Genomic DNA, 21,551 nt, shown 5'->3' with positions numbered 1-21,551 from the left:
TTTGACAATGTGGTCTCCTTTAGGTGGGTAGCAATTTGTAAGAATTACAGAAAAACCGTAATAAAATTCGCACAAAAGTTAAAAATTTACGTATCTTTGTAGGAAACTTCGTATAGGGATGCGTCGAAAACCGCTGGAGATACTGTAAGAAGTTTCTTTAAAGCAACCAACCTCACACTTGACATATTAACTATTTAGTCTGTCCTGGCTTTGCATTAAAAAGCTGCGGAACAGTACTTTTTTGTCTTCTGCTTTGCAGAAGATCTATAAAGATTTTTGGGGCTGCAATCTTTACCTATAAAAGATTACGGCCAGTTTACAATAATGATGAGTAACAACGTTTAACTAAAAACTAGACAAAGATGAATCGCTTAAAACTATTATTCCCCATTTGCGCCCTAGGTTTCTTGTTCTTTGCTTGTGAAGCAGAGCCAGTAGAAGAAGCATTGGAAGCTAATTTTGGTGTAAGTCTATCTGAGCTTGAAGCCACAGAAAACTTCGCCAATAGCGATACGGATCAACGCGCCACTGATGATGACGATGATTACGTAGATGTAGATGGAAAGAGCGCAGCAACAGACGACGATGATGACTACGTGGATGTAGACGGTAAATCTGCCGATACTGACGATGATGACGATTACGTAGACGTAGATGGTCGCAGTGCTAACACTGACGACGACGACGACTATGTCGATGTTGATGGGAGAAGCGCCCAGACTGACGACGACGATGACTACGTGGACGTAGACGGTCGCGGATAAATTTCACTATAGCATTGCGGTTTTACCCGCATTGAAACAGTGGGTTTGCAGCTTAGTTTACAGCTGGACACCTAAGAAATAACAGTTTTGTGTTTTTTGGTTTGAATCAAAGAGCATAATCGGTTATATTGGGTGTCGAAATGGCACCGCTATACCCAAATCGAATCAAAGATTATATAAGAACCATACAGATCCTGGTGATGTGTATGGTTTGCTATTTTGTAGTTTCTTGTAAGCACGAAGGTCCTTCTGGAGCTGAAGTCCCAAGCACCGTTCAGGATTCAGTAATGGCTATCATCGATGAAATTGCTGTAGGAGATCAACCGCGTACTGTTTTAAAGTCGCAATTGTTGCGCGCGTTTCGTCTTCACGGTCTGATCCAGAACGATTCGGTGAAGAAACTGGTGCTAGATTCCATTGCCAGAAATAGTTTGCGCTATCGCAACGAAGAATTGGCCCGTATGTCTGCAGAGCACTTACAAGACATAGCTGTGGCTGGCAGCGACACTTTGGGTATTGCCAAGGCCCATTGGTATCTGGGTCATTATTATTTAAGACAAGATCAAATAGACAGTGCCGCCAATAAGTTCTACTATGCGGAACGCTTCTATAGACTTTCCGGAGATTTCTTAAATGCGGGGAAATCTGTATTGAATCTGGCCATTATTCAAAAGAACCAAAAAGACTATATAGGTAGCGAACGCAGTACGGTTCGTGCCTTGGAATTCTTAGAAGGTACCGTAGGAGAGGAGCGCAGCATTGCTTCTGCCTACAACAACTTAGGTATCATTGCCAAGGATACTGAAAAATACGACCTCGCACTAGAATACCACAACAAGGCCTTGGAATACAGAAGAGAGATCGAAAATGCTGCTTTGGAGGCGAGTTCATTGAACAATTTGGGAATCGTTTACACCAATATGGGGCAATATGAGGAAGCCATTGCCATGTTCGATAGCGGACTAGAAAATGACAGTCTGTATCATCAGCGGCCCATTACTTATGCCAAACTTTTAGATAATAAGGCCTATGCGGAGTTGCAAGGTGGAAAAAAGGAGGGCTATCCTGAAGCCTTTATGATCCCATTGCGATTGCGGGACAGTATTTCGGATAAATCTGGGAAAGTGCAAAGTTATCTGCGTTTGAGTGAGTACCACTTAATGATGGATTCCATAGCAAAGAGTCATGATTATGCCAAGGAGGCCTTGGCTTTGGCGCGTGAGATCGGATACCAGCGCGGGGAGCAAGAATCTTTGCAGTTGCTCGCTAAAAATTCTGAACCGGCTGTGGCTTTGGCCTATAACAACAGATTCATAGCTATAAATGACAGTTTGCAAAAGGCAGAGCGATCCTTCCAAGATCGATTTGCCCGACTGCGTTTTCAGACCGATATTCTGGAAGATGAGAGAAACCGTGTTGTTCAGGCCAATAAACAACTGCAATTGGTATTGCTGAGTCTTATCGCTTTTGCCTTATTGGGGTATATTATTATTCAGCGTAGAGCCAATCAGAAGGAGTTGCTCTACCAAGCAGATCAGCAAAAGGCCAACGAAGAGATATACAGTTTGATGTTGTCTCAAAAAGTAAAGTTGGAAGAGGGCCGCCAGATAGAGAAACAACGCATATCAGAAGAACTTCACGACGGAATATTGAGCAAGCTTTTTGGCGCTCGATTGAGTTTAGACAGCTTGAACGCCAAAGTTGATTCTAAGTCCGTTGGAGTTAGACAGTCTTATATACAAGAGATCAAGAACATTGAAAGCGAGATCCGCTCCATATCTCACGAGCTTAACGCCAGTACCTTTAACAGTGAGGTCATGTATGTGGACGCGATCGAAAAGCTCCTACGCGACCAGTGTAGTATTCACAATATTGATTTTGATCTGACCAGTGATCATAAGATCGACTGGGAGAAAATGACCAATGACAAAAAAGTCCACCTGTATCGCATCATTCAAGAAGCGCTTCAGAACATCATGAAGCACGCTAAAGCAGATGAGGTCTCTGTCCAATTTGCGCAATTGGTCAATGGGGTTCGTCTTATTATTGAAGACGATGGTGTGGGCATGAATATTCACAAGGTTAAACGTGGGATAGGTCTAAAGAACATCAAGTCCCGTGTAAAACAGATCGAAGGTAATCTGAAGATCAAGAGTGAGGAAGGCAAGGGTACCCAGATCACTGTAGATTTCGCAGTCTAAGCCACGACCTATCCATTGGTCGAATATATTGGTCATTTATCTTTTTCGAATTCCTTTTCACAGTCTCAAGAATTCTTTGTCCTTAATAATCATGTACTTAGGTTCTCTAACTAATACTGAATTATTATGAAAAAATTCGTTGCAGAAGCCATTGGAACCTTTTGGTTGGTCTTTGGCGGTTGTGGATCTGCCATGCTTGCGGCAGGCGTTGAGAACGTTGGGATTGGATTTATGGGTGTGGCATTGGCATTCGGACTTACTGTAGTCACCATGGCCTATGCCATAGGACATATCTCTGGAGCTCATTTGAATCCTGCAGTTACTATTGGTCTTTGGGTAGGTGGACGTTTCTCCGGAAAAGAGGTTGTTCCTTATGTAGTTTCACAATGTATAGGCGGTATCATTGCTGCGGCTGTTCTTTATGTCATTGTTACCGGTAACGGCTCTGAAATTGGTGGTTTTGCCGCCAATGGTTACGGGGCGCATTCTCCTGGAGGTTATTCCATGGAAGCAGGTATTCTAACTGAATTTGTATTGACCCTAGTATTTCTGGTTGTCATCATGGGGGCTACGCATAAGAATGCGGCTTCGAAATTTGCTGGTCTTGCCATTGGTCTGGCCCTGACTTTGATCCATTTGATAAGTATCCCAGTAACCAATACCTCGGTGAATCCTGCTCGAAGTTTGAGTCAGGCGGTCTTTGTTGGAGATTGGGCACTCGCTCAACTTTGGGTCTTTATTGTATTTCCTATCGCTGGAGCCATTTTCGGCGGACTTTTATACCGTTGGTTGTCTGGAGGAAACGACTAAGCTATACTATTGAAATTCAACAACAAAAAGGAGCCTCAGCGCTCCTTTTTTACATCTTAAACGTGCCGTTTTTACGGGAAACAAGTAAATCTCTCATTGGCTAATTTTTGGTATATTGTAAAAGCAACAATAAGCGTAGAAATTCGTTACATAGGCGAATAGAAGAAAACATAAGATCACTCCCTATACTTGATCCCATATGAAGACAAAATTAAACGTGTTGATGGTAGATGATCATCCGATCATTATAGAAGGATATCGCAACACACTCTACGATAATTTTAACGAGCAGTACACCTTGATGATCGATGTGGTTTCCAACTGCGATGATGCCGCTAAGGCCATCAAAATGAACCGCAATGAAAAGCCTTATGACGTAGCACTGATCGATATAAAATTACCACCTTCTAAAGACGGAAAGCTCACCTCTGGAGTCGATGTTGCTATCTTACTGAGACAGCTGCATCCAAAATCCAGAGTGATCATTCTAACCATGCACAACGAAGATGGACGCATCCACAACATATTGCAAAATATTAACCCAGAAGGATTTCTGATCAAGAGTGACTTGACCTCGAGTGAACTCAGTCGCGCTTTTGAAGAAGTTGCAGATGGGCGAACCTATTACAGTGCCACGGTGAACAATCATTTTAGAAAGATGATCAGCAACGATTTTTCTCTAGATCAGAAGAATCTGCAGATCTTGTACCACCTATCTCGCGGCGTGCAGACTAAAAACTTGAGTAACTATATCAACCTTTCTTTAAGTGCGATAGAGAAGCGCAAGAACCACATCAAAGAATTGTTTGATATTAAATCTGCCAACGACGAGGTGCTTATTGAAGAAGCTCGCAGGAGAGGGTTCGTATAAACGCTCCAAAATAGATGTATAAAAAAAAAGGCCTTGCTATTGCAGGGCCTCTTTTTTTAGTGTTGATGGTCGGTTTTACTTATAGAGAACCAGCGTCATCAACAGCGTCTTTTACAGCGTCTGCAGCGCCTTTAACGGCATCTTTAGCTCCGTCTACAGCCTTATCGGCAGCATCCTTAGCATCGTCCATAGCACCTTCTGCAGCATCTTTAGCGTCTTCTACAGCGCCTTCAACAGCATCAGCAGCATCGCTAGCAGCATCTTCTGCAGCATCCATGGCGTCTGAGGCAGCACCTTCTGCGGCATCAGCAGCGTCGCTTGCAGCATCAGCAGCATTTTCTACTGCGTCCTCAGCTTTCTTTTCAGTTTCTCTACAAGAAGTAAAAGAAACAGCCATAAGCACAACAAATACGCCTAAAAATAACTTCTTCATGATAAATCTAGATTAGTGATTAAAGAACCAAATTTACTATTTTTTTTAACACTTTAACAAATTTCTAACAATTTATCGAATACGCAGAAATGCTGTGTATTTCGTCGATTCTTTGCAATTTTCATCCTTCTTTTTGTCATTTCGCTAAAAGTGTATGGTCAGCGCGAGTAGGAGATATTCCCATTACTTGGAAAATTTCCAAAAAAAGCCTTACCTTGAGGCATGCAACAGCAACTATCTACAGCCGCAATTCGTTTCAAGAAGGTCCGCGAATCTTTGGGATTTACGCAACAGGAGTTCGCTCAGAAGCTAGGTATAAGTAATTCCACAGCAGATATAGAAAGAGCCAAAACCAAACTTTCGGGTGCAGTGGTCATGGAGCTCCTGCGTCAGTTCAATATCAATCCGTTGTGGTTGTACGGCAAGAGTCACTCTCAGTATTTATCGCCTCAAGGTGTTTCGGTCATGCCAAAAGTGATCACCGTTGACAATGCCGACCAAGAAAATATCTTATTGGTCAGTCAGCGTGCCGCAGCAGGATATCCCCAGAACGTTGGCGACCCGGAGTGGGTGCAGAGTTTACCAGCCTTCTCAATTCCTCTACCTGAGTATCGCAATGCAACCTATCGCGGATTTCAGGTAGAAGGCGACAGTATGTTGCCCAACATAAGACCCAATGAGTGGGTACTGGGCAGGTCCGTGGGTGATCTGGGAGAAGCGACCAACAACAAGATCTATATTTTGGTGTTACAGGATTCTGTCTTGGTTAAGAAGTTAGAAAAGTTACCAGACCCGGCTAAAGTGCGCTTGGTTTCTTTGAATCCAGCTTATTTGCCCATTGATGTGCCGGTGCAATCCATTCAAGAACTGTGGTTGGTCAATAGTAAGATCAGTTTTGGTTTGGAGTCCGACGGCAACAACAGTCTGTTGCAGCAATTACAGCATTCTATGGATGAGCTCAAAGGGCAGATCAACAGACTTCAGGCCGATGAATGATACTTCAGCTGGCTTTAAGGCCATGATCGCTTTTTTGCGCAAATTGCAAAAGAACAACTCCAAAGATTGGATGGATGCCAACCGAAAGGCTTATCATCAAGTGCGAGATTTTTATGTCGACTGGCTCGATATGATGAACCTAGAATTGGCTAAGATAGACCCTGATTATTTTGACACGCCTGGTAAGAAGGCTATCAATCGGATCAATAATAATTTAATGTTTCATCCCAACCGACCGGTTTACAAGGATCACTTCGGAGCTGGTCTGGATCAACTCAGCAAACAAGGAGATTTCTATATAGAGATCAATACCCAAGATGTTTTTATTGGCGGCGGATATTGGCATCCTGATCCGAAATCGCTCCGCAGCATTCGACAAGCCATCGACTACGACGGTGAGCGTTTTAAAGCAGTCTTGAACAAACCTAGTTTTAAAAAGCGTTTTGGAGGTCTAATTCCGGCAGATTCGCTTTCACGTCCTCCAAAGGGATTTACAGAAGAGCATCCGCATATAGAACTGCTAAAACGAAAAGCCTTTGCAGTTTCTTGTAATCTTGAGCATAAGGAATTAGAAGGTCCGAATTTTAATAAGGAAGTGATCGCAATTTACAAGGAGATGCTACCCTTTAGACGCTATTTAAACCAGGCGGTCACCGTATAGTTCCTGGATCTTGTCCATGATCTTGGCTGTTGCTCCTGTGTTGCTATTGATGTAGTGTTCACAGATCATTCCGGTCTGAGATCTAAACTTCTCATCTGCCAACATTTTGGTCATGATCTCGGTAAAGCCTGCAGCCGAATCTACGGCATATAGCCCAGCTAGATCTAATAGTTTAACCGCCTCTGGAAAATCTGCAAAGTTCTTACCAATTACAATTGGCACCCCGAAAGTTGCGGGCTCTAAAATATTGTGAAGCCCCGTGTTTCCCATGGCTCCGCCCACATAGGCAATGTCTGCATAATAATACACCTTGGTCAGGTAGCCCACAGTGTCTAAGATCAAAATTTTTGCTTTTTGTAAGTCCTGTGCTTCGGCCTTTGTAAAGCGAACGGCCTTATCACCCAGAGCGACTGCCAGACGCTCAATGCCCTTGGGATTCATCGAGTGAGGAGCTACTACCGTTTTGAGTTGCTTTGCAGCTTCGGAATTTAAAAAGTCGAGAAAAACCGCTTCGTCCTCTGGCCAACTGCTGCCAATAACAAAGGTGGTCTGTCCGGAGCAAAATTGCTCCATAAAGTCCAATTTGTTGTCTTGTTCTATCTGATGCGAAACGCGATCAAAGCGTGTATCACCACTTCGACTCGAATTCTCAAATCCGTGACTGTTTAACAGTTGCAAGGACGATCTATTCTGCACAAAGATCCAATCAACAGTTTGTAGTGCTTTGAATAATAAGCTTCCTGTAGGTTTGAAAAATGCCTGATCCTTCCTGAACAAAGCAGAGATCATTAGGTTTGGAATTTGCCGCTCTTGCAATTCAAAAAAGAAATTTGGCCAGACCTCGTACTTAACGAATATGGCGAGTTTTGGGTTGACCAGATCTAAAAAACGTTTTGCATTGGCTTTGGTGTCCAAAGGTAAATAGGTCACCACATCGGCTTTGGCCGATTTGTGTTTTATCTCATAACCAGAAGGCGAAAAAAAACTCACTACCAGATTGGCAGTGGGATATTTTTTTGCCAATTCTTCTAGAACTGGCAGCCCTTGTTCGTATTCGCCTAAAGAAGCACAATGCATCCAGATCACATTTTGTTTTCCGGCCATTTGTTGCTCCAGCTTTTCAAAAAGTCCTTTTCTGCCGTCCACAAAGGCCTTCATCTTTGGGCTGAACATACCCAAGACACCCAGCACTGGGCTGCCTAAGTGCGTTAAAAAATTGTATAAGGATCTCATAGAAATGACTCGAGCTAAAATACGTTTCTTTGCCCAAATAGATTGCTAAGGGCGGGGTAATTTCGTAATATTGTTAGCAAAATTATACCCTCAGAAATGAAGAAGATCCAAATGGTAGACCTTCAGGGTCAATATCAAGAAATAAAAGAGCAGGTAGACAGTTCTATCCTTGATGTAGTTGCATCTGCCGCTTTTGTAAATGGCCCGGAAGTACACAGTTTTCAAAAGGAATTAGAGGACTATTTATCGGTTAAACACGTGATTCCTTGTGCAAACGGTACCGATGCGTTGCAAATTGCCATGATGGGCCTTGGTTTAAAGCCAGGAGACGAGGTGATCACTGCCGATTTTACCTTTGCTGCTACAGTTGAGGTGATCGCTCTTTTGCAATTGACACCTGTTTTGGTCGATGTGGATCCTGTTAATTTCAATATAGACATTGCTGCAATTGAGGCTGCCATTACACCAAAGACCAAAGCGATCGTTCCGGTACATTTGTTCGGTCTTTGCGCAAACATGGATGAGGTTATGGACTTGGCCAAAAAGCATGAGCTTTTTGTTATAGAAGACAATGCCCAAGGTATTGGTGCGAATTTTACTGCAAAGGACGGCTCCAAAATTAAAACCGGGGTGATCGGAGATGTAGGGACAACCTCATTCTTTCCGTCCAAGAACTTAGGCTGCTATGGTGATGGGGGAGCGATCTTTACCAACAACGACGACTTGGCTCACACCATTCGAGGGATTGTAAATCACGGGATGTATGTGCGATATCATCACGATGTGGTTGGGGTAAATAGCCGCTTGGATTCTATCCAAGCTACGGTGCTTCGTGCTAAGCTGCCGCATCTAGATCGCTACAACAACACCCGCAGAGATGCTGCTAGAAAATATACTGCTGCGCTCCAGGCGAGTCCGCATTTGATCACTCCTACCGGAAAGTGCGATACCACTAATAGCGTTTGTGATACTTGTGATTGTCATGTTTTCCACCAATACACCTTGCGAGTTACAAACGGTAAACGCGATGCTTTGGTGGCTCATTTGAACGAAAAAGGAATTCCTTGCGGGGTGTATTACCCAATTCCCTTGCACAGGCAAAAGGCATATACCGATACCCGTTACAACGAAGCTGACTTTAAAGTGACCAATCAGTTGAGTGACGAGGTGATCTCATTGCCCATGCACACGGAGTTGGATCAGGAGCAGATCGATTTTATCACTACAACTATTCTTGAATTTTTAGAAAACTAATTCCATGTCTGGAAAAAAGATACTCGTTACAGGAGGTTTAGGTTATATCGGTTCTCATACCGTTGTCTGTTTACAAGAAGCCGGCTTTGAGGTTTTGGTCGTAGACGATTGTTCTAACAGTTCTGAGAAAGTGTTAGATGGGATAGCCGCAATTAGTGGTAAAAAACCACATTTTACCAATCTAGATCTTCGCGATAAAGAGGCTACGGTCGCTTATTTTGAAAGCCATTCCAATATTGATGGAGTAATTCATTTTGCTGCATCCAAAGCTGTTAGCGAGAGTGTGGCCGACCCCTTAAAATATTATGAGAATAATATTGCAGGTTTGGTTTATGTGCTTCAGGCCTGCGTGAAGCACCAGATCTACAATTTTATCTTTAGCAGTTCCTGTACTGTATACGGAGAGCCCGATTCCTTGCCAATAGATGAATCTGCTCCTGTTAAACCGGCTACTTCGCCTTATGGCAATACCAAACAAGTGGGAGAAGAAATCATTCTTGAGAGTTGTAAGGCCTATGGGTTGCACGCGATTTCATTGCGTTATTTTAATCCTATTGGGGCTCATGATTCTGCCGAAATTGGAGAATTACCCTTGGGAGTCCCGCAAAACCTCGTGCCTTTTATTACCCAAACTGCGGCTGGTATAAGAAAGGAACTTCAAGTCTTTGGCGACGATTACCCTACGCCAGACGGCAGCTGTATTAGAGATTATATTCATGTAGTGGATATTGCAGAGGCACATATGGTGGCATTGTATCGTTTGCTTGAGCAAAAGAACCACTCAGACTACGAGGTCTTTAATCTGGGGACCGGCGCCGGAAGCTCTGTTTTTGATATCATCAAAACCTTTGAAAAGGTAAGTGGGCAAGCATTACCACATAAGGTTTCCGACAGACGAGCAGGAGACATTATTTCTGTCTATGCCGACACCAAAAAGGCCAATGAAGTTTTGGGCTGGAAGGCTCGATTCAACAATGAAGATGCCTTGGGTTCCGCTTGGAAATGGGAACAAAAAATTCGTTCTAAGTCTTAAGCGATCTCGGCTTTTTGAGTCTCTTTAGAGCGATCAATTTTCTTGATCAGACCTTGTAATACATTTCCAGGTCCAACTTCAATAAAGGTTTCAGCACCATCAGCAATCATTTGTTGCATGCTTTGTGTCCATCTTACAGATGCGGTTAGCTGTTTTATCAGATTGGCTTTAATGGCCTCTGGATCGGTCACAGCTGCGGCTGTCACGTTTTGATAGATAGGACAAATCGGTGCTGAGAAAGCAGTTCCTTCTATAGCTTTGGCTAGTTCTTCTCGTGCTGGCTCCATTAACGGAGAGTGAAAAGCACCTCCAACCGGAAGCATAAGAGCGCGGCGAGCACCGGCCTCTTTTAGGCTTTCGCAGGCAGCTTCAACAGCAGGTACTTCTCCTGAAATAACCAACTGCCCTGGGCAGTTGTAGTTTGCAGCTACAACGATTCCCGCTGTTTCTTCGCAAATTTTTTCCACTACGGCATCTTCTAAACCAAGTACTGCGGCCATGGTAGAGGGTTGTAGTTCGCAGGCTGCTTGCATGGCCAAGGCACGTTTAGAGACTAGAGCCAATCCATCAGCAAAATTCAAAGCGCCACTAGCGGTCAAGGCAGATAGTTCTCCCAAGGAATGCCCTGCCACCATATCCGGAGCAAAATCGCTACCCATAACCTTAGCTAAAATCACCGAGTGCAAGAAAATTGCCGGCTGTGTTACTTTGGTTTGCTTTAAGGCCTCGGCATCACCGGTGAACATAATGTCAGTAATTGAAAAACCTAATTGCTCGTTTGCCGCTTCAAATAGCGCTTTAGCTTCTGAGGATGATTCGTAAAGGTCTTGTCCCATTCCTGTGAATTGAGCCCCTTGTCCTGGAAATAAATATGCCTTCATAGTGGTTTAATTTGGCGGTAAAAATAAGCTTTTTAGCTGTATTTGTTCAGTATCCTATTTACACTGGCTAAATAACTGCTTCCAAAGAGATTGAGATGTACAAGCAGATAATAGAGCTGGTAAATGTCCAAGCTAGATCGCCAGTTGGGATCCAAATCTACAGCGCTGCCATAAAGTGTGAAAACAGTCTCATCAAACCCACCAAAAAGGTCCATCATAGCAAGATCCATCATAGCAATACCATAAGAAATTGCAGGGTCTATTAAGACCGGTCCAGATACTCCAGAGAGATAATTTCCATTCCAAAGGTCGCCGTGGGTCAGTGCGGGTCTTTGCGTGGGGATCAGTTCTTCTAGCCGCTTGTAGAATGCTTCTCGCTTTAAGGTATAGCCGCTGGCTGCAGCCAAGGTAAACTGAGGTTCTAGTCTATTGTTTATATAAAAGTCTAGAGCGCAATTTTGAAGCTGGTTGTGTTGCGGGAGGGCTCCTATAAAATTGTCGTGATCTAAGCCGAATTTTGGCTGACTCTTGCTGTGTAAGCTGATGAGTTTCTCTGCAAAATTCTCCCAAAAATTGAGGTCTGGAGTTCTTTGGGCTACAAAACGCATGACCAAAGCTGTTTCTGCGGAGGTTTGAATTAGTCCAAGCAACTCCGGAATAGCGAATGTTTCGCTTTGAGTTAAATGCACTAAACCCTTGTGTTCGGCGATCAAGGATTCTACCTTAAGCGGATCATTCGCAACTTTGACTACCCAAGGGCCGCTTGGAGTATCTAATTTAAGGGTCAAGTGAATGTCACCCCCAGAAAGTGGGGCGTAGTTCTGAATAGGGCCGGTGAGCTCCGCTATGCGCTTTTGAAGCTCTGAGTCAAACATCTTATTTTCTCAAATAGGTTTCAAAGACGAATTCGTAGGCGTGTTTTTCGTCCTTTGGATGTTTTTCTGAATTGACCAACTTCCAGATACGGTCGTCGATATCTGGGAAAAAGGTATCCGCCTCAAACGCTCCGTGGACTCGCGTGAGTTCTATCTTGTCTGCATGGGCTAAGGCTTGTTTGTAGATCTCTCCGCCGCCAATGATAAAAGGGTTGGCATCGTGAGCAGAAACCTCAAGAGCCTCTTCTAGAGAATTTACTACGATACAATTCGGATTCTTGTATTCGGGGTTTCTGGTGATGACCACATGAATTCTATTTGGGAGCAGTTTCGGAAAGGTTTCAAATGTCTTGCGCCCCATTATGATGTGGTGGCCAGTGGTGAGTGCCTTAAAACGCTTAAAATCTACGGGTAAATGCCATACCAGGTCATTGTCTTTTCCCAATTCATTATTGGCACCCGCTGCGGCGATCATGGTGAGGGTATTGTTTCGCCCTGCTTTGTCTGGGCTCGGGGCGCCAGTTTGTATAGATGCTTCCAATTCGGCAATTTTGGCTTCTTGCTTGGCCTTGAGTTTTTCCAATTGCTTGGATTCCCAATCTTTGCCCATGAACTTGGAGGTGATAAAAACCGTGAAGGTGTGGTACAGTAGTAAGCAGAACCAAACCAGTATTACCCAGATAAACCAATCTGCCATAAACTCTTCGCCATAACCCAGGCCTTTATTGAGAATTACCATCAAGAGCGAACCGATTAAAAAGACCACAAAGTGCGCGTATAGTCTTTTTTTCTGTCGAATACGTTTGGCTGCGTATTCGAACTGCGCCTTTTGCTCCTGATCTATCTGTGGTTTTTTACTTGATTTTGAAAACATTCTCGCTACATTTATAAGATCAAAGTTACCAAAAAATACGCCGCTTCTGCTATGATAGATCTTGAGAATGAATTTCCGCCTTTAAATGATTTTACCTACCTCAATACAGCTTCATCTGGCTTAATTCCTAAGTCGGTTATTGCTTGGCGACACCAGCACGATGAAGATTTCTTGCTAAATGCCAGCTTGTTTAGAGACGATCACAAAATACTGATCGAGCAAATTCGGCAATCGGTAAGTGATTATTTCAAGGCCTCTATGGATGACATTGCTTTGATCCCGAATTTTACCTTTGGTTTCAATACGCTCTTAGATGGCTTTGACCCAAAGATGGAGTTCCTTATGCTTAAAGGAGATTATCCCTCCCTGAATTGGCCAGTGGAGCGGCGCGAGTTTAAGCATCGCTATGTGCCCATTGACCAGAACTTAGAGCAAAATATTAGGCAAGCTTTTGAGCAGAAACGGCCAGATGTCTTTGCTTTTTCTCTGATCCAATATATAAGTGGTATATGTTTGAGTTTTGATTTTCTTGCGGATTTAAAACAGGCTTACCCCAGTACTTTATTTGTTGCAGACTGTACGCAATTCTTGGGGACAGAGCCGCTGGACTTTAAAGCCTCGCCATTAGATGTGGTTATTGGGAGTTGTTACAAATGGATGCTTTCTGGCTATGGCAATGGTTTGTTGTTTGTCAAGGACACTGCCAAGGCCAAACTTTACCCAAAAGTGATCGGTTTCAATTCTACGGAGTACAAAAGCTTTGAGAGAGAAGATGCTCCCTTCAATCGTCTCTTTGAACCGGGCCACCACGATACATTAAATCATGGAAGTGTTGCGGAGGCTATTGCTTTTGTAAACAGCTTAGGGGCAGAAAACTGTTTTAATGCCCTAAATGCGATTAAGAAAAATGCGATGGAAGCCTTTGTGAATCGTGGGCTGATAGATGACTTTATTGCTACTCGAGAAGAGCATTCCTCTATTTTTAATTTAAAATTAAGCAGTGCGGATTATTACAATTTGCGAGAGGCGGGTGTGATAAGTTCTCTGCGAGGTGATGGGGTACGGGTGAGTTTCCATTTTTACAACAGCACTAGAGACCTAGACCGATTGCTGCAACTCTTGGATGCCCGTTAGTCGGTAATTGAAACACCTTTCCAAAATGCCACATGATCTTTGATCTCTGCAGCTGCAGCTTTTGGGTTTGGATAAAACCAAGCTGCATCTGGATTTTCCTTGCCGTTAACGCTTAAAGTGTAGTAGCTGGCTTCACCTTTCCACGGGCAAGTGGTGTGCGTGTTACTTGCTTTAAAAAAGCTTTTCGCAATAGAAGTAGGAGGAAAATAATGATTGCCTTCTACCACCACGGTCTGGTCGCTTTCTGCAATTATTTGATCGTTCCAAATGGCTTTCACGAGTTCTTTTTCTTGCGTTTTTTCTTCTTTTTGTCAGGATCTGGAGCAATAGCAAAAAGCACTGGGAGCGAGTAATTAACTGCAACCGCTTCTCCGTCTTGATAACCCGGTTGCATATTTGGGATGAGTTTAATGACTCTTTCCAATTCTTGGTTCACTTGTAAATAGTCTCCGCGGATCATCACGTTCTCTATAGTGCCCGTTGCACTTATTTGGAACTGAGCTGCAAGCCTATGTCGCCCTTCTGGCAAACCTAGATTTTGAACGAGTTCCAAATCGAAATTCTCATTGACAAATCTTTGAATGCTTTTGCTCATGCAAGCTTTAAGCTGCAAGTTGTCACCTTTACAGCCCGGGTAGACTGGTACTTGTTCCAGAATTGCAAAAGGGACAGCTGTTGTTTCTTGTGCTGTGATATAGCTGCAACATGCCAATAAGAAAACTATGAAAAGCCGATTCATTATTTGCCCGTTTTAAAAGTAAAGGGCACCTTATAACTTATTGCTTTTGGCTTTCCTGCGAGCATTCCCGGTTTCATCTGAGGGATTTGGAGGATGTTTCTACGCGCTTCTGCTTGAAGTGCCTCGCTACCACCACTTGTAGAGACGATCTCTACTTTTCCTTCTGTGTTGATCACGAAGTCTACGATCACACGACCTTGGTCATTGTTCTTATAGGCTTCTGCAGGATATTTGAAGTTCTTGGCTATATGCTTTGAAAGCATGGTTGTAAAACACTTGTTCATGGCCGTAGGATCACCAGAAGAGGCTTCGCATCCGGGCCATACAGGAGGCAATTCTCGCATTGTTACTTTATTCTTGTCTACATCTCCCCATTCTTCTTGGGCAACAGTGAGACTTACGGTAAAAACCAATGCAAGGGTAAAGAGCAATTTTTTTGTCATAGTAAGTTGGTTTAACTGCAAGATTATAACTGCAGTTTATGTGTAACGCAAAATGGGGATCAAAAATTATACCGCAACGGCACCTTTGATATGGGGATGCGGATTATAATCCACTAAGGTAAAGTCTTCGAACTTAAAGTCAAAAATATTCTTCACCTCTGGATTGATGATCATCTTAGGCAGTGGGCGAATATCTCGCGAGAGTTGAAGCTCTAGCTGCTCAAAGTGATTGCTGTATATGTGCGCATCGCCAAAAGTGTGTACAAAGTCGCCAGCTTCATAACCGCAAACCTGGGCTACCATCATAGTCAGTAGGGCATAAGAAGCAATATTGAATGGAACACCCAAAAAGATGTCTGCAGATCTTTGATACAATTGGCAAGACAACTTACCGTCTGCAACATAGAATTGGAAGAACGCATGACATGGTGGTAATGCGGCCTTGCCGTTGGCAACGTTTTCGGCAAAGCTTACCGAAGTATCTGGCAATACGCTTGGATTCCAAGCGCTAACCAACATTCTACGGCTATCAGGATTGGTTTTAAGGCCCTCAATTACAGCAGTGATCTGATCGATTCCGTCGGAGTTCCAATTGCGCCATTGGTGTCCATAAACAGGGCCCAAGTCGCCGTTTTCATCTGCCCATTCATTCCAAATACGAACTCCATTCTCTTTGAGGTAGTCGATATTGGTGTCTCCTTTTAAGAACCAAAGCAGTTCGTAAATAATAGATTTTAAATGAAGCTTCTTGGTGGTAACCATGGGGAATCCTTCACTCAGATCGAATCGCATTTGATATCCAAATACACTTTTTGTACCGGTGCCGGTTCTGTCTGTTTTGAGTACACCTTCTTGCATTACGTGGCGTACCAAGTCGTGATATTGCTTCATAAAATTTAGGCTAAAACTGGCTCTAAAATAGCAAAAATGGAAGCAAAAAGTAAGGGCCTTCTGGCGGGATTTCCAATAGTTATTAACCGATCAACATTCCCGCAATGGTAGCGGTAAGTAAGGCGGCAACTGTACCGCCAATAAGCGCTTTTATTCCAAAGGCCGCAAGGGTTTTGCGTTGTGAAGGTGCCAATACACCAATGCCCCCAATTTGGATTCCAATAGAGGCAAAATTGGCAAATCCGCAGAGCGCGTAAGTTGCAATAACAATAGAGCGGTAGTTGGACAGTGCTCCGGATGTTTTGAGTTCACTTAAAGATGCGTAGGCAAAGAATTCGTTCAATATGGTCTTCTCTCCTAAGAGTTGGCCAACGGTGACCATATCCTCCGCAGGAACACCAATTACCCAAGCAACAGGAGCAAATACATTTCCGAGTAAGAACTGCATAGAAAGGCCGTCATAACGTCCGTCTGTGCTCGCAACAATGGTGTCGTTCAGGCCTGTTGGGCCGCCAATAAGATCCATAGTGATCCAATTGAAAACAGCCATCACTGCGGTAAATACCAACAACATGGCACCAACGTTAACGGCGAGTTTGAGCCCTTCTGTTGTACCTCTACTAATGGCATCCAGTACATTACTACCAATCTTATCTTTGGAGATATCCAGTTTGCGATTCACTTCTTCTGTCTCGGGATACAACATTTTTGCAATGATGATCGCCGCAGGAGCAGACATGATAGAGGCTGTTAAAAGGTGCTTGGCAAAAATTGCTTTTTCTGCATCGCTCTCTCCTCCTAAAAAGGCAATATAAGCTGCGAGTACACCGCCGGCAATGGTTGTCATACCACCTACCATGAGACAGAGCATTTCGGACTTGGTCATTTTATCCAAATATGGCTTAACAACAAGCGGAGCCTCTGTTTGTCCAATAAATATATTTGCGGCTGCCGCTAAACTCTCTGCCCCGGAAAGGCGCATTGTCTTGCTCATAACCCATGCAAATCCCTTTACCAAGCGTTGTAACACACCCAAATAATAGAGTAAGGAGGTAAAGGCAGAAAAGAAAACTATGGTCGGTAATACTTTAAAGGCAAAAATGTAACCAAAAGTGGTAGTATCGCTCACCAGTCCTCCGAAGAGAAATTCGGCCCCAGCTTCACTAAAATTCAAGAACTGCACCACCTTAGCGGAAAGCCAATCAAAAGCATTGGCCACCGCATCTACCTTAAGAACCAAGACGGCAAAGATCAGTTGCAAGCTGAGTCCACTTAATACCAAGCGCCAGTTGATCTGACTGCGATTACTGGAAAGTAAATAGCAAATGCTCAGCAAAAAGAACATCCCTAAGGCTCCACGCCATAAGCTGTTCAGGCTAAACCCAACACCCTCGTCTATGTCTAGGGCAAGAGATTCGGTCTCTTGTTGAGGTAGTTCTTTGGTAAAACTGTAACGCACCCCATGCTCTGTGAATCGCATCAGTGTGTCGTTTAGCGTTTCTAATCTGTAACGACGCACCGTATCTGTTGGTTGCTCGTAAAAGAAGATAAGCAGGTCGTTCTGTCTGGTGTAATCCCCACTGGCTACTAAAGTGTCTTTTGCCAGTAAGCTGTAATGAAACCTGTTGTTGTCAAGTACAAGACTATCTAATGCCTTATCAATAGTGAAGAGGGTTTCGCCTGCCGCGTTCTCAATGGCTTCGAACTGCCAGCTGCCTGTTTCCGACTCTTGTGCAAAAGCATGAGTAATCGCCATTAGGCCCAAAAACAGCAGGGTAATTTTTTTGATCATGTACTTAGGAACGTTTGGAGATCTCGTCTCGAATGCGTGCGGCTTTTTCGTAATCTTCGTTAGCTACTGCCTGATCGAGCATTTCGTTGAGCTCTTTAATAGTGTAGCCGCTGTAGTCTTCGCTTTGGGTGCTTGATGGCTCATCTGCGATGAGTTGCTCTACAAGCGAAGGAGCTTCTTCTACTTCTTCTGAAGCATTGCCTTTTAAAAAGATTCCTGCCTTGTCTAAAATATTCTTATAAGTAAAAATAGGAGCCTTAAAGCGTAAGGCCAAGGCAATAGCATCGCTTGTGCGCGCGTCAATGATTTCTTCGATCTTATCGCGTTCGCAAATGATGCTCGAATAAAACACCCCGTCTACCAATTTGTGAATTATCACCTGCTTGACTTGTATATCAAAGCGGTCGGCAAAATTCTTAAAGAGGTCATGGGTGAGTGGTCTGGGAGGTTTGATCTCCTTTTCTAAGGCGATCGCAATGGATTGGGCTTCAAAGGCACCAATTACGATAGGGAGTTTTCGCTGTCCGTCCACTTCGCTCAAGATGAGTGCATAAGCCCCATTTTGGGTTTGACTGTACGAAATTCCTTTGATATTTAAACGAACCAGACTCATTGATGGTAAGAATAAAGAAAGGCTGTTAAAGACAGGACTTTTCCCATGTTTAACAGCCCTTTATTCGGCAGCCAATTTAGCAAAAATTACGCGTTATTGGCTTTAAATTGCTTTAATTTTTCGGTCAATCGTGGCACCACATCAAAGGCGTCTCCAACGATACCGTAATCTGCGGCTTTAAAGAAAGGCGCTTCCGGATCGGTATTGATCACCACCTTTACTTTAGAGGAGTTGATCCCGGCCAAGTGTTGAATGGCTCCGGAGATTCCAATGGCGATATACAGGTTAGAGGCTACCGGCTTCCCAGTTTGCCCAACGTGCTCGCTATGCGGTCTCCAACCCATGTCGCTCACTGGCTTAGAACAAGCTGTTGCAGCACCTAAGGTCTCTGCAAGCTCTTCCACTAAATGCCAATTCTCAGGGCCTTTAAGTCCGCGTCCACCAGAAACAACAACTTCCGCGTCGGCGATAGTTACTTTGTCTGTGGCTTTATCAACTGAGGTAACGGCTACACCATTGTCTCCAGCTAAATCTACTGCAAAAGCAGATGCAGCAGCGGCTCCGGCGTTCTCTTGCAAACCGTAGGCGTTTTTGGCCAAACCAATTACAGTGACATCGGTCTTAAGCTCGTTAATAGCGAAAGCCTTGTTGGTGTAAACGGTAGATTTTACTTTCATTGGGCTAGTGCTCTCAGGTAGTGCAACTACATTAGGAGCATATGCCGCTCCGAGTTCCACCGCCAAAAGAGGCGCTAGATATTTGCTGTTGGCGCTAGAGGAAACGATAACTGTTTTCGCTCCAGCTGCTTTTGCTACTTGCGCTAGGGCAGCTGCATAGTTCTTAGCGTTAAAGGTCTCTAAGGTAGCGTCATTGATCTCCATCACCTTGTCGGCTCCGTATTTGCCAAGATCTGCAGCGTTTCCGCCATTGATACTTACGGCAGTGACATCACCTCCGGTTGCGTTGGCAACACCCTTGGCGTAAGAAGTCAATTCAAGGGCTACTTTCTTAAAGGATCCTCCTTCTGATTCGGTATATACTAATACTGACATAATTCTTCTTTTTTAAGGGCGATTAGATCACCTTTGCTTCGTTGTGTAACAAATCGATTAATTGATCCAAGTTCTCCGGATCTACCATGGTCACTGCTCCTTTAGGCGCAGGCTTCTCAAAAGAAGTTGTTGCGGCATGGGCCTCTGAGGCATCCGCAGGAACAACATGCAATGGTTTTTTGCGCGCCATCATGATACCACGCATATTAGGAATACGCAGATCACTTTCTTCTACTAATCCTTTTTGACCACCAATTACCAAGGGTAGGCTGGTCTTTACGGATTCTTTTCCACCATCTATCTCGCGAACTGCAGTAGCGTCGCTACCGTCTATTTCTAGGTTGATACAGGTGTTCACAAAATTGGCACCCAACATGGCGGCCATCATTCCAGGAACCATTCCGCCGTTGTAATCGATACTTTCACGACCGGCAATAATAAGGTCATAACCTCCGTCCTGAGCAACTTTGGTAAGCTGCTTGGCAACAAAGTAACCGTCGGTAGCAGGAGCATCAACACGAATGGCTTCGTCAGCACCAATAGCCAAAGCTTTGCGCAAAGTTGGTTCAGAAGAGGCGTCGCCAACATTGGCAACATGCACAGTAGCGCCTTGTTTCTCTTTAAACCACATGGCTCGGGTAAGACCGAATTCATCATTAGGATTGATTACAAACTGTACGCCGTTGGTGTCAAATTTGGTATCGTTATCGGTGAAATTAATTTTGGATGTAGTGTCTGGAACGTGACTAATACACACTAAAATCTTCATAGTTCAGACTTTTTTAAGCTGTTTTTTACTGGCATCAAAGTTAGCACTATAATTTCGAATTTTTACTATGCACGCATAATAAATTTTACAAAAAATTGCACTTATTTCATATTTCTTATGGCTAAGGAGTCGAATAAATAGTATTTTTGTTTTTCTCAAAAAATGAAGGAGATGTTCGATCTTAGATCGACTTGAAATCCAAAGCGATAAATATGAAAACCATACAATTCAGAGAAGCAATAGCAGAAGCGATGAGCGAAGAAATGCGTCGCGATGAATCTATCTATTTAATGGGAGAGGAAGTAGCCGAATACAACGGCGCTTACAAGGCCTCTAAAGGGATGCTGGACGAATTTGGTCCTAAGCGTATCATTGACACGCCCATCTCAGAGCTCGGTTTTGCCGGGATAGGAGTAGGAAGCGCCATGAATGGTAACCGACCTATTATTGAGTTCATGACCTTTAACTTCTCTTTGGTGGGGATCGATCAGATCATCAACAATGCTGCAAAGATGCGTCAGATGAGTGGTGGGCAGATCAACATTCCTATGGTTTTCCGCGGGCCAACTGCTTCTGCAGGACAGCTTGCTGCAACACACTCTCAGGCTTTCGAGAGTTGGTACGCCAACTGTCCTGGACTAAAAGTAGTGGTTCCTTCTAATCCAGCCGATGCCAAAGGGCTTTTGAAAGCTGCTATTCGCGATGACGATCCAGTGATCTTTATGGAGTCCGAACAGATGTATGGTGATAAAGGAGAAGTGCCAGAAGGCGAGTACCTTATTCCGCTTGGTGTTGCAGACGTAAAGCGCAGCGGTGAGGATGTTACCATAGTTTCTTTTGGTAAGATCATTAAGGAGGCATACAAGGCTGCGGATACGCTTGAGAAAGAAGGTATCTCCTGTGAGATCATTGACCTACGTACGGTACGCCCAATGGATCATAACGCTATTTTAGAGTCTGTAAAGAAAACCAATCGTTTGGTAATTCTAGAAGAGGCTTGGCCGTTTGGCAACGTGGCTACAGAGATCACATATCAAGTGCAGAGTCAAGCTTTTGACTATTTAGATGCCCCGATAGTTAAGATCAACACAGCCGATACGCCAGCACCTTATTCTCCAGCACTTTTAGAAGAATGGCTTCCCAATAGTGAAGATGTTGTTAAAGCCGTTAAAAAAGTGCTTTACAAATAAAATCTAGGCGCAGTTTTTGCGTTCTAACTGCTTCAGACCAGA

23 protein-coding genes are annotated in these 21,551 nt (G+C 43.8%); 10 read left to right on the top strand and 13 right to left on the bottom strand.

The window, feature by feature from the left end; genetic code table 11:
* Positions 1-362 precede the first annotated feature (362 nt).
* The 4 genes from BTO09_RS03575 to BTO09_RS03560 all read left to right on the top strand — a co-directional run bounded on the left by BTO09_RS03575 (position 363) and on the right by BTO09_RS03560 (position 4,646).
* Positions 363-764, top strand: a complete 402-nt coding sequence (locus tag BTO09_RS03575; protein ID WP_157663416.1) for a hypothetical protein — start codon at positions 363-365, stop codon at positions 762-764.
* Positions 765-904: 140 nt separating this feature from the next.
* A complete protein-coding gene (locus tag BTO09_RS03570) occupies positions 905-2,965 on the top strand; it encodes a tetratricopeptide repeat-containing sensor histidine kinase (protein WP_157663415.1) in 2,061 nt (686 codons plus the stop codon).
* A 126-nt stretch (positions 2,966-3,091) separates the two neighbouring features.
* Positions 3,092-3,775 (top strand): aquaporin Z, encoded by a 684-nt coding sequence (gene aqpZ / locus BTO09_RS03565; protein WP_087523357.1) that lies wholly within the window; start codon positions 3,092-3,094, stop codon positions 3,773-3,775.
* Between the two features lie 199 nt (positions 3,776-3,974).
* Complete coding sequence (locus BTO09_RS03560; protein ID WP_087523356.1) at positions 3,975-4,646, top strand: response regulator transcription factor; 672 nt, start codon at positions 3,975-3,977, stop codon at positions 4,644-4,646.
* A 79-nt stretch (positions 4,647-4,725) separates the two neighbouring features.
* On the opposite strand, the gene BTO09_RS03555 is transcribed toward BTO09_RS03560, so the two are convergent.
* Complete coding sequence (locus BTO09_RS03555) at positions 4,726-5,079, bottom strand: hypothetical protein (RefSeq protein WP_087523355.1); 354 nt, start codon at positions 5,077-5,079, stop codon at positions 4,726-4,728.
* Between the two features lie 222 nt (positions 5,080-5,301).
* Between BTO09_RS03555 and BTO09_RS03550 the strand changes: the two genes are divergently transcribed.
* Together BTO09_RS03550 and BTO09_RS03545 are read left to right on the top strand one after the other, a co-directional pair.
* The gene (locus tag BTO09_RS03550; protein WP_087523354.1) at positions 5,302-6,075 is read left to right on the top strand and encodes a LexA family transcriptional regulator; all 774 of its coding nucleotides are present in this window, start codon (positions 5,302-5,304) and stop codon (positions 6,073-6,075) included.
* Positions 6,068-6,736, top strand: a complete 669-nt coding sequence (locus tag BTO09_RS03545; RefSeq protein WP_232454988.1) for a DUF2461 domain-containing protein — start codon at positions 6,068-6,070, stop codon at positions 6,734-6,736. The genes BTO09_RS03550 and BTO09_RS03545 overlap by 8 nt, the downstream gene beginning before the upstream one ends.
* Here BTO09_RS03545 and BTO09_RS03540 read toward each other — a convergent pair.
* Complete coding sequence (locus tag BTO09_RS03540; RefSeq protein ID WP_087523353.1) at positions 6,713-7,969, bottom strand: 3-deoxy-D-manno-octulosonic acid transferase; 1,257 nt, start codon at positions 7,967-7,969, stop codon at positions 6,713-6,715. The genes BTO09_RS03545 and BTO09_RS03540 overlap by 24 nt on opposite strands.
* 96 nt (positions 7,970-8,065) lie before the next feature.
* On the opposite strand from BTO09_RS03540, the gene BTO09_RS03535 reads away from it, so the two are divergent.
* Positions 8,066-9,223, top strand: coding sequence for a DegT/DnrJ/EryC1/StrS aminotransferase family protein (locus BTO09_RS03535; RefSeq protein WP_198356528.1), 1,158 nt, complete (start codon positions 8,066-8,068; stop codon positions 9,221-9,223).
* A gap of 4 nt (positions 9,224-9,227) precedes the next feature.
* A complete protein-coding gene (galE, locus tag BTO09_RS03530) occupies positions 9,228-10,256 on the top strand; it encodes a UDP-glucose 4-epimerase GalE (RefSeq protein WP_087523352.1) in 1,029 nt (342 codons plus the stop codon).
* Here the strand turns inward: galE and fabD are convergent.
* Genes fabD through BTO09_RS03515 form a run of 3 tightly spaced genes read right to left on the bottom strand, consistent with a single transcriptional unit; the run spans position 10,253 to position 12,886 of the window.
* On the bottom strand, positions 10,253-11,137 hold the full coding sequence (fabD, locus tag BTO09_RS03525) for an ACP S-malonyltransferase (RefSeq protein ID WP_087523351.1): 885 nt from the start codon (positions 11,135-11,137) through the stop codon (positions 10,253-10,255). The two genes, galE and fabD, sit on opposite strands and share 4 nt — an antisense overlap.
* Positions 11,138-11,169: 32 nt before the next feature.
* On the bottom strand, positions 11,170-12,012 hold the full coding sequence (locus tag BTO09_RS03520; protein WP_087523350.1) for a fructosamine kinase family protein: 843 nt from the start codon (positions 12,010-12,012) through the stop codon (positions 11,170-11,172).
* Position 12,013: 1 nt separating this feature from the next.
* On the bottom strand, positions 12,014-12,886 hold the full coding sequence (locus BTO09_RS03515; protein WP_087523349.1) for a dihydrofolate reductase: 873 nt from the start codon (positions 12,884-12,886) through the stop codon (positions 12,014-12,016).
* Between the two features lie 51 nt (positions 12,887-12,937).
* Here BTO09_RS03515 and BTO09_RS03510 point away from each other — a divergent pair, with 51 nt between their 5' ends.
* The gene (locus tag BTO09_RS03510; RefSeq protein ID WP_087523348.1) at positions 12,938-14,020 is read left to right on the top strand and encodes an aminotransferase class V-fold PLP-dependent enzyme; all 1,083 of its coding nucleotides are present in this window, start codon (positions 12,938-12,940) and stop codon (positions 14,018-14,020) included.
* Here BTO09_RS03510 and BTO09_RS03505 read toward each other — a convergent pair.
* From BTO09_RS03505 to BTO09_RS03470, 8 genes are all read right to left on the bottom strand, one after another.
* On the bottom strand, positions 14,017-14,298 hold the full coding sequence (locus tag BTO09_RS03505; protein ID WP_087523347.1) for a DUF427 domain-containing protein: 282 nt from the start codon (positions 14,296-14,298) through the stop codon (positions 14,017-14,019). The genes BTO09_RS03510 and BTO09_RS03505 overlap by 4 nt on opposite strands.
* Entirely contained in the window at positions 14,295-14,759 is a 465-nt protein-coding gene (locus BTO09_RS03500; protein WP_087523346.1) for a hypothetical protein, read from the bottom strand. The genes BTO09_RS03505 and BTO09_RS03500 overlap by 4 nt, the downstream gene beginning before the upstream one ends.
* The gene (locus BTO09_RS03495) at positions 14,759-15,202 is read right to left on the bottom strand and encodes an energy transducer TonB (RefSeq protein WP_087525477.1); all 444 of its coding nucleotides are present in this window, start codon (positions 15,200-15,202) and stop codon (positions 14,759-14,761) included. Before BTO09_RS03495 ends, BTO09_RS03500 begins: the two co-directional genes overlap by 1 nt.
* 66 nt (positions 15,203-15,268) lie before the next feature.
* Positions 15,269-16,093 carry a thymidylate synthase gene (locus BTO09_RS03490; protein ID WP_087523345.1) on the bottom strand — a complete coding sequence of 275 codons (825 nt, stop codon included), beginning with the start codon at positions 16,091-16,093 and terminating at the stop codon, positions 15,269-15,271.
* Positions 16,094-16,175: 82 nt separating this feature from the next.
* Positions 16,176-17,885, bottom strand: a complete 1,710-nt coding sequence (locus BTO09_RS03485) for a NupC/NupG family nucleoside CNT transporter (RefSeq protein ID WP_087523344.1) — start codon at positions 17,883-17,885, stop codon at positions 16,176-16,178.
* 4 nt (positions 17,886-17,889) lie between these two features.
* Positions 17,890-18,498 carry a bifunctional nuclease family protein gene (locus BTO09_RS03480; protein ID WP_087523343.1) on the bottom strand — a complete coding sequence of 203 codons (609 nt, stop codon included), beginning with the start codon at positions 18,496-18,498 and terminating at the stop codon, positions 17,890-17,892.
* Between the two features lie 86 nt (positions 18,499-18,584).
* Positions 18,585-19,550: an electron transfer flavoprotein subunit alpha/FixB family protein gene (locus tag BTO09_RS03475; RefSeq protein WP_087523342.1), complete on the bottom strand. Its 966-nt coding sequence runs from the start codon at positions 19,548-19,550 to the stop codon at positions 18,585-18,587.
* Between the two features lie 22 nt (positions 19,551-19,572).
* Positions 19,573-20,319, bottom strand: a complete 747-nt coding sequence (locus BTO09_RS03470; RefSeq protein ID WP_087523341.1) for an electron transfer flavoprotein subunit beta/FixA family protein — start codon at positions 20,317-20,319, stop codon at positions 19,573-19,575.
* A 212-nt stretch (positions 20,320-20,531) separates the two neighbouring features.
* Here BTO09_RS03470 and BTO09_RS03465 point away from each other — a divergent pair, with 212 nt between their 5' ends.
* Positions 20,532-21,509: a pyruvate dehydrogenase complex E1 component subunit beta gene (locus BTO09_RS03465; protein WP_087523340.1), complete on the top strand. Its 978-nt coding sequence runs from the start codon at positions 20,532-20,534 to the stop codon at positions 21,507-21,509.
* The last annotated feature ends 42 nt before the right edge of the window (positions 21,510-21,551 follow it).

Source organism: Gilvibacter sp. SZ-19, from assembly GCF_002163875.1.
In the GTDB taxonomy this organism is placed as follows: domain Bacteria; phylum Bacteroidota; class Bacteroidia; order Flavobacteriales; family Flavobacteriaceae; genus Gilvibacter.
This window is presented reverse-complemented; position numbering and strand designations above follow the sequence as displayed.

What these genes read in the sequence shown, in the direction of transcription:
- BTO09_RS03490 (WP_087523345.1), bottom strand. Translation starts at nt 16,093, where the DNA reads ATGAAGCAATATCACGACTTGGTACGCCACGTAATGCAAGAAGGTGTA.
- aqpZ (WP_087523357.1), top strand. Translation starts at nt 3,092, where the DNA reads ATGAAAAAATTCGTTGCAGAAGCCATTGGAACCTTTTGGTTGGTCTTT.
- fabD (WP_087523351.1), bottom strand. Translation starts at nt 11,137, where the DNA reads ATGAAGGCATATTTATTTCCAGGACAAGGGGCTCAATTCACAGGAATG.
- BTO09_RS03575 (WP_157663416.1), top strand. Translation starts at nt 363, where the DNA reads ATGAATCGCTTAAAACTATTATTCCCCATTTGCGCCCTAGGTTTCTTG.
- BTO09_RS03485 (WP_087523344.1), bottom strand. Translation starts at nt 17,885, where the DNA reads ATGATCAAAAAAATTACCCTGCTGTTTTTGGGCCTAATGGCGATTACT.
- BTO09_RS03550 (WP_087523354.1), top strand. Translation starts at nt 5,302, where the DNA reads ATGCAACAGCAACTATCTACAGCCGCAATTCGTTTCAAGAAGGTCCGC.
- BTO09_RS03560 (WP_087523356.1), top strand. Translation starts at nt 3,975, where the DNA reads ATGAAGACAAAATTAAACGTGTTGATGGTAGATGATCATCCGATCATT.
- BTO09_RS03535 (WP_198356528.1), top strand. Translation starts at nt 8,066, where the DNA reads ATGAAGAAGATCCAAATGGTAGACCTTCAGGGTCAATATCAAGAAATA.
- BTO09_RS03495 (WP_087525477.1), bottom strand. Translation starts at nt 15,202, where the DNA reads ATGACAAAAAAATTGCTCTTTACCCTTGCATTGGTTTTTACCGTAAGT.
- BTO09_RS03480 (WP_087523343.1), bottom strand. Translation starts at nt 18,498, where the DNA reads ATGAGTCTGGTTCGTTTAAATATCAAAGGAATTTCGTACAGTCAAACC.
- BTO09_RS03475 (WP_087523342.1), bottom strand. Translation starts at nt 19,550, where the DNA reads ATGTCAGTATTAGTATATACCGAATCAGAAGGAGGATCCTTTAAGAAA.
- BTO09_RS03570 (WP_157663415.1), top strand. Translation starts at nt 905, where the DNA reads ATGGCACCGCTATACCCAAATCGAATCAAAGATTATATAAGAACCATA.
- BTO09_RS03515 (WP_087523349.1), bottom strand. Translation starts at nt 12,886, where the DNA reads ATGTTTTCAAAATCAAGTAAAAAACCACAGATAGATCAGGAGCAAAAG.
- BTO09_RS03500 (WP_087523346.1), bottom strand. Translation starts at nt 14,759, where the DNA reads ATGAATCGGCTTTTCATAGTTTTCTTATTGGCATGTTGCAGCTATATC.
- BTO09_RS03555 (WP_087523355.1), bottom strand. Translation starts at nt 5,079, where the DNA reads ATGAAGAAGTTATTTTTAGGCGTATTTGTTGTGCTTATGGCTGTTTCT.
- BTO09_RS03470 (WP_087523341.1), bottom strand. Translation starts at nt 20,319, where the DNA reads ATGAAGATTTTAGTGTGTATTAGTCACGTTCCAGACACTACATCCAAA.
- BTO09_RS03465 (WP_087523340.1), top strand. Translation starts at nt 20,532, where the DNA reads ATGAAAACCATACAATTCAGAGAAGCAATAGCAGAAGCGATGAGCGAA.
- BTO09_RS03545 (WP_232454988.1), top strand. Translation starts at nt 6,068, where the DNA reads ATGAATGATACTTCAGCTGGCTTTAAGGCCATGATCGCTTTTTTGCGC.
- galE (WP_087523352.1), top strand. Translation starts at nt 9,228, where the DNA reads ATGTCTGGAAAAAAGATACTCGTTACAGGAGGTTTAGGTTATATCGGT.
- BTO09_RS03520 (WP_087523350.1), bottom strand. Translation starts at nt 12,012, where the DNA reads ATGTTTGACTCAGAGCTTCAAAAGCGCATAGCGGAGCTCACCGGCCCT.
- BTO09_RS03540 (WP_087523353.1), bottom strand. Translation starts at nt 7,969, where the DNA reads ATGAGATCCTTATACAATTTTTTAACGCACTTAGGCAGCCCAGTGCTG.
- BTO09_RS03510 (WP_087523348.1), top strand. Translation starts at nt 12,938, where the DNA reads ATGATAGATCTTGAGAATGAATTTCCGCCTTTAAATGATTTTACCTAC.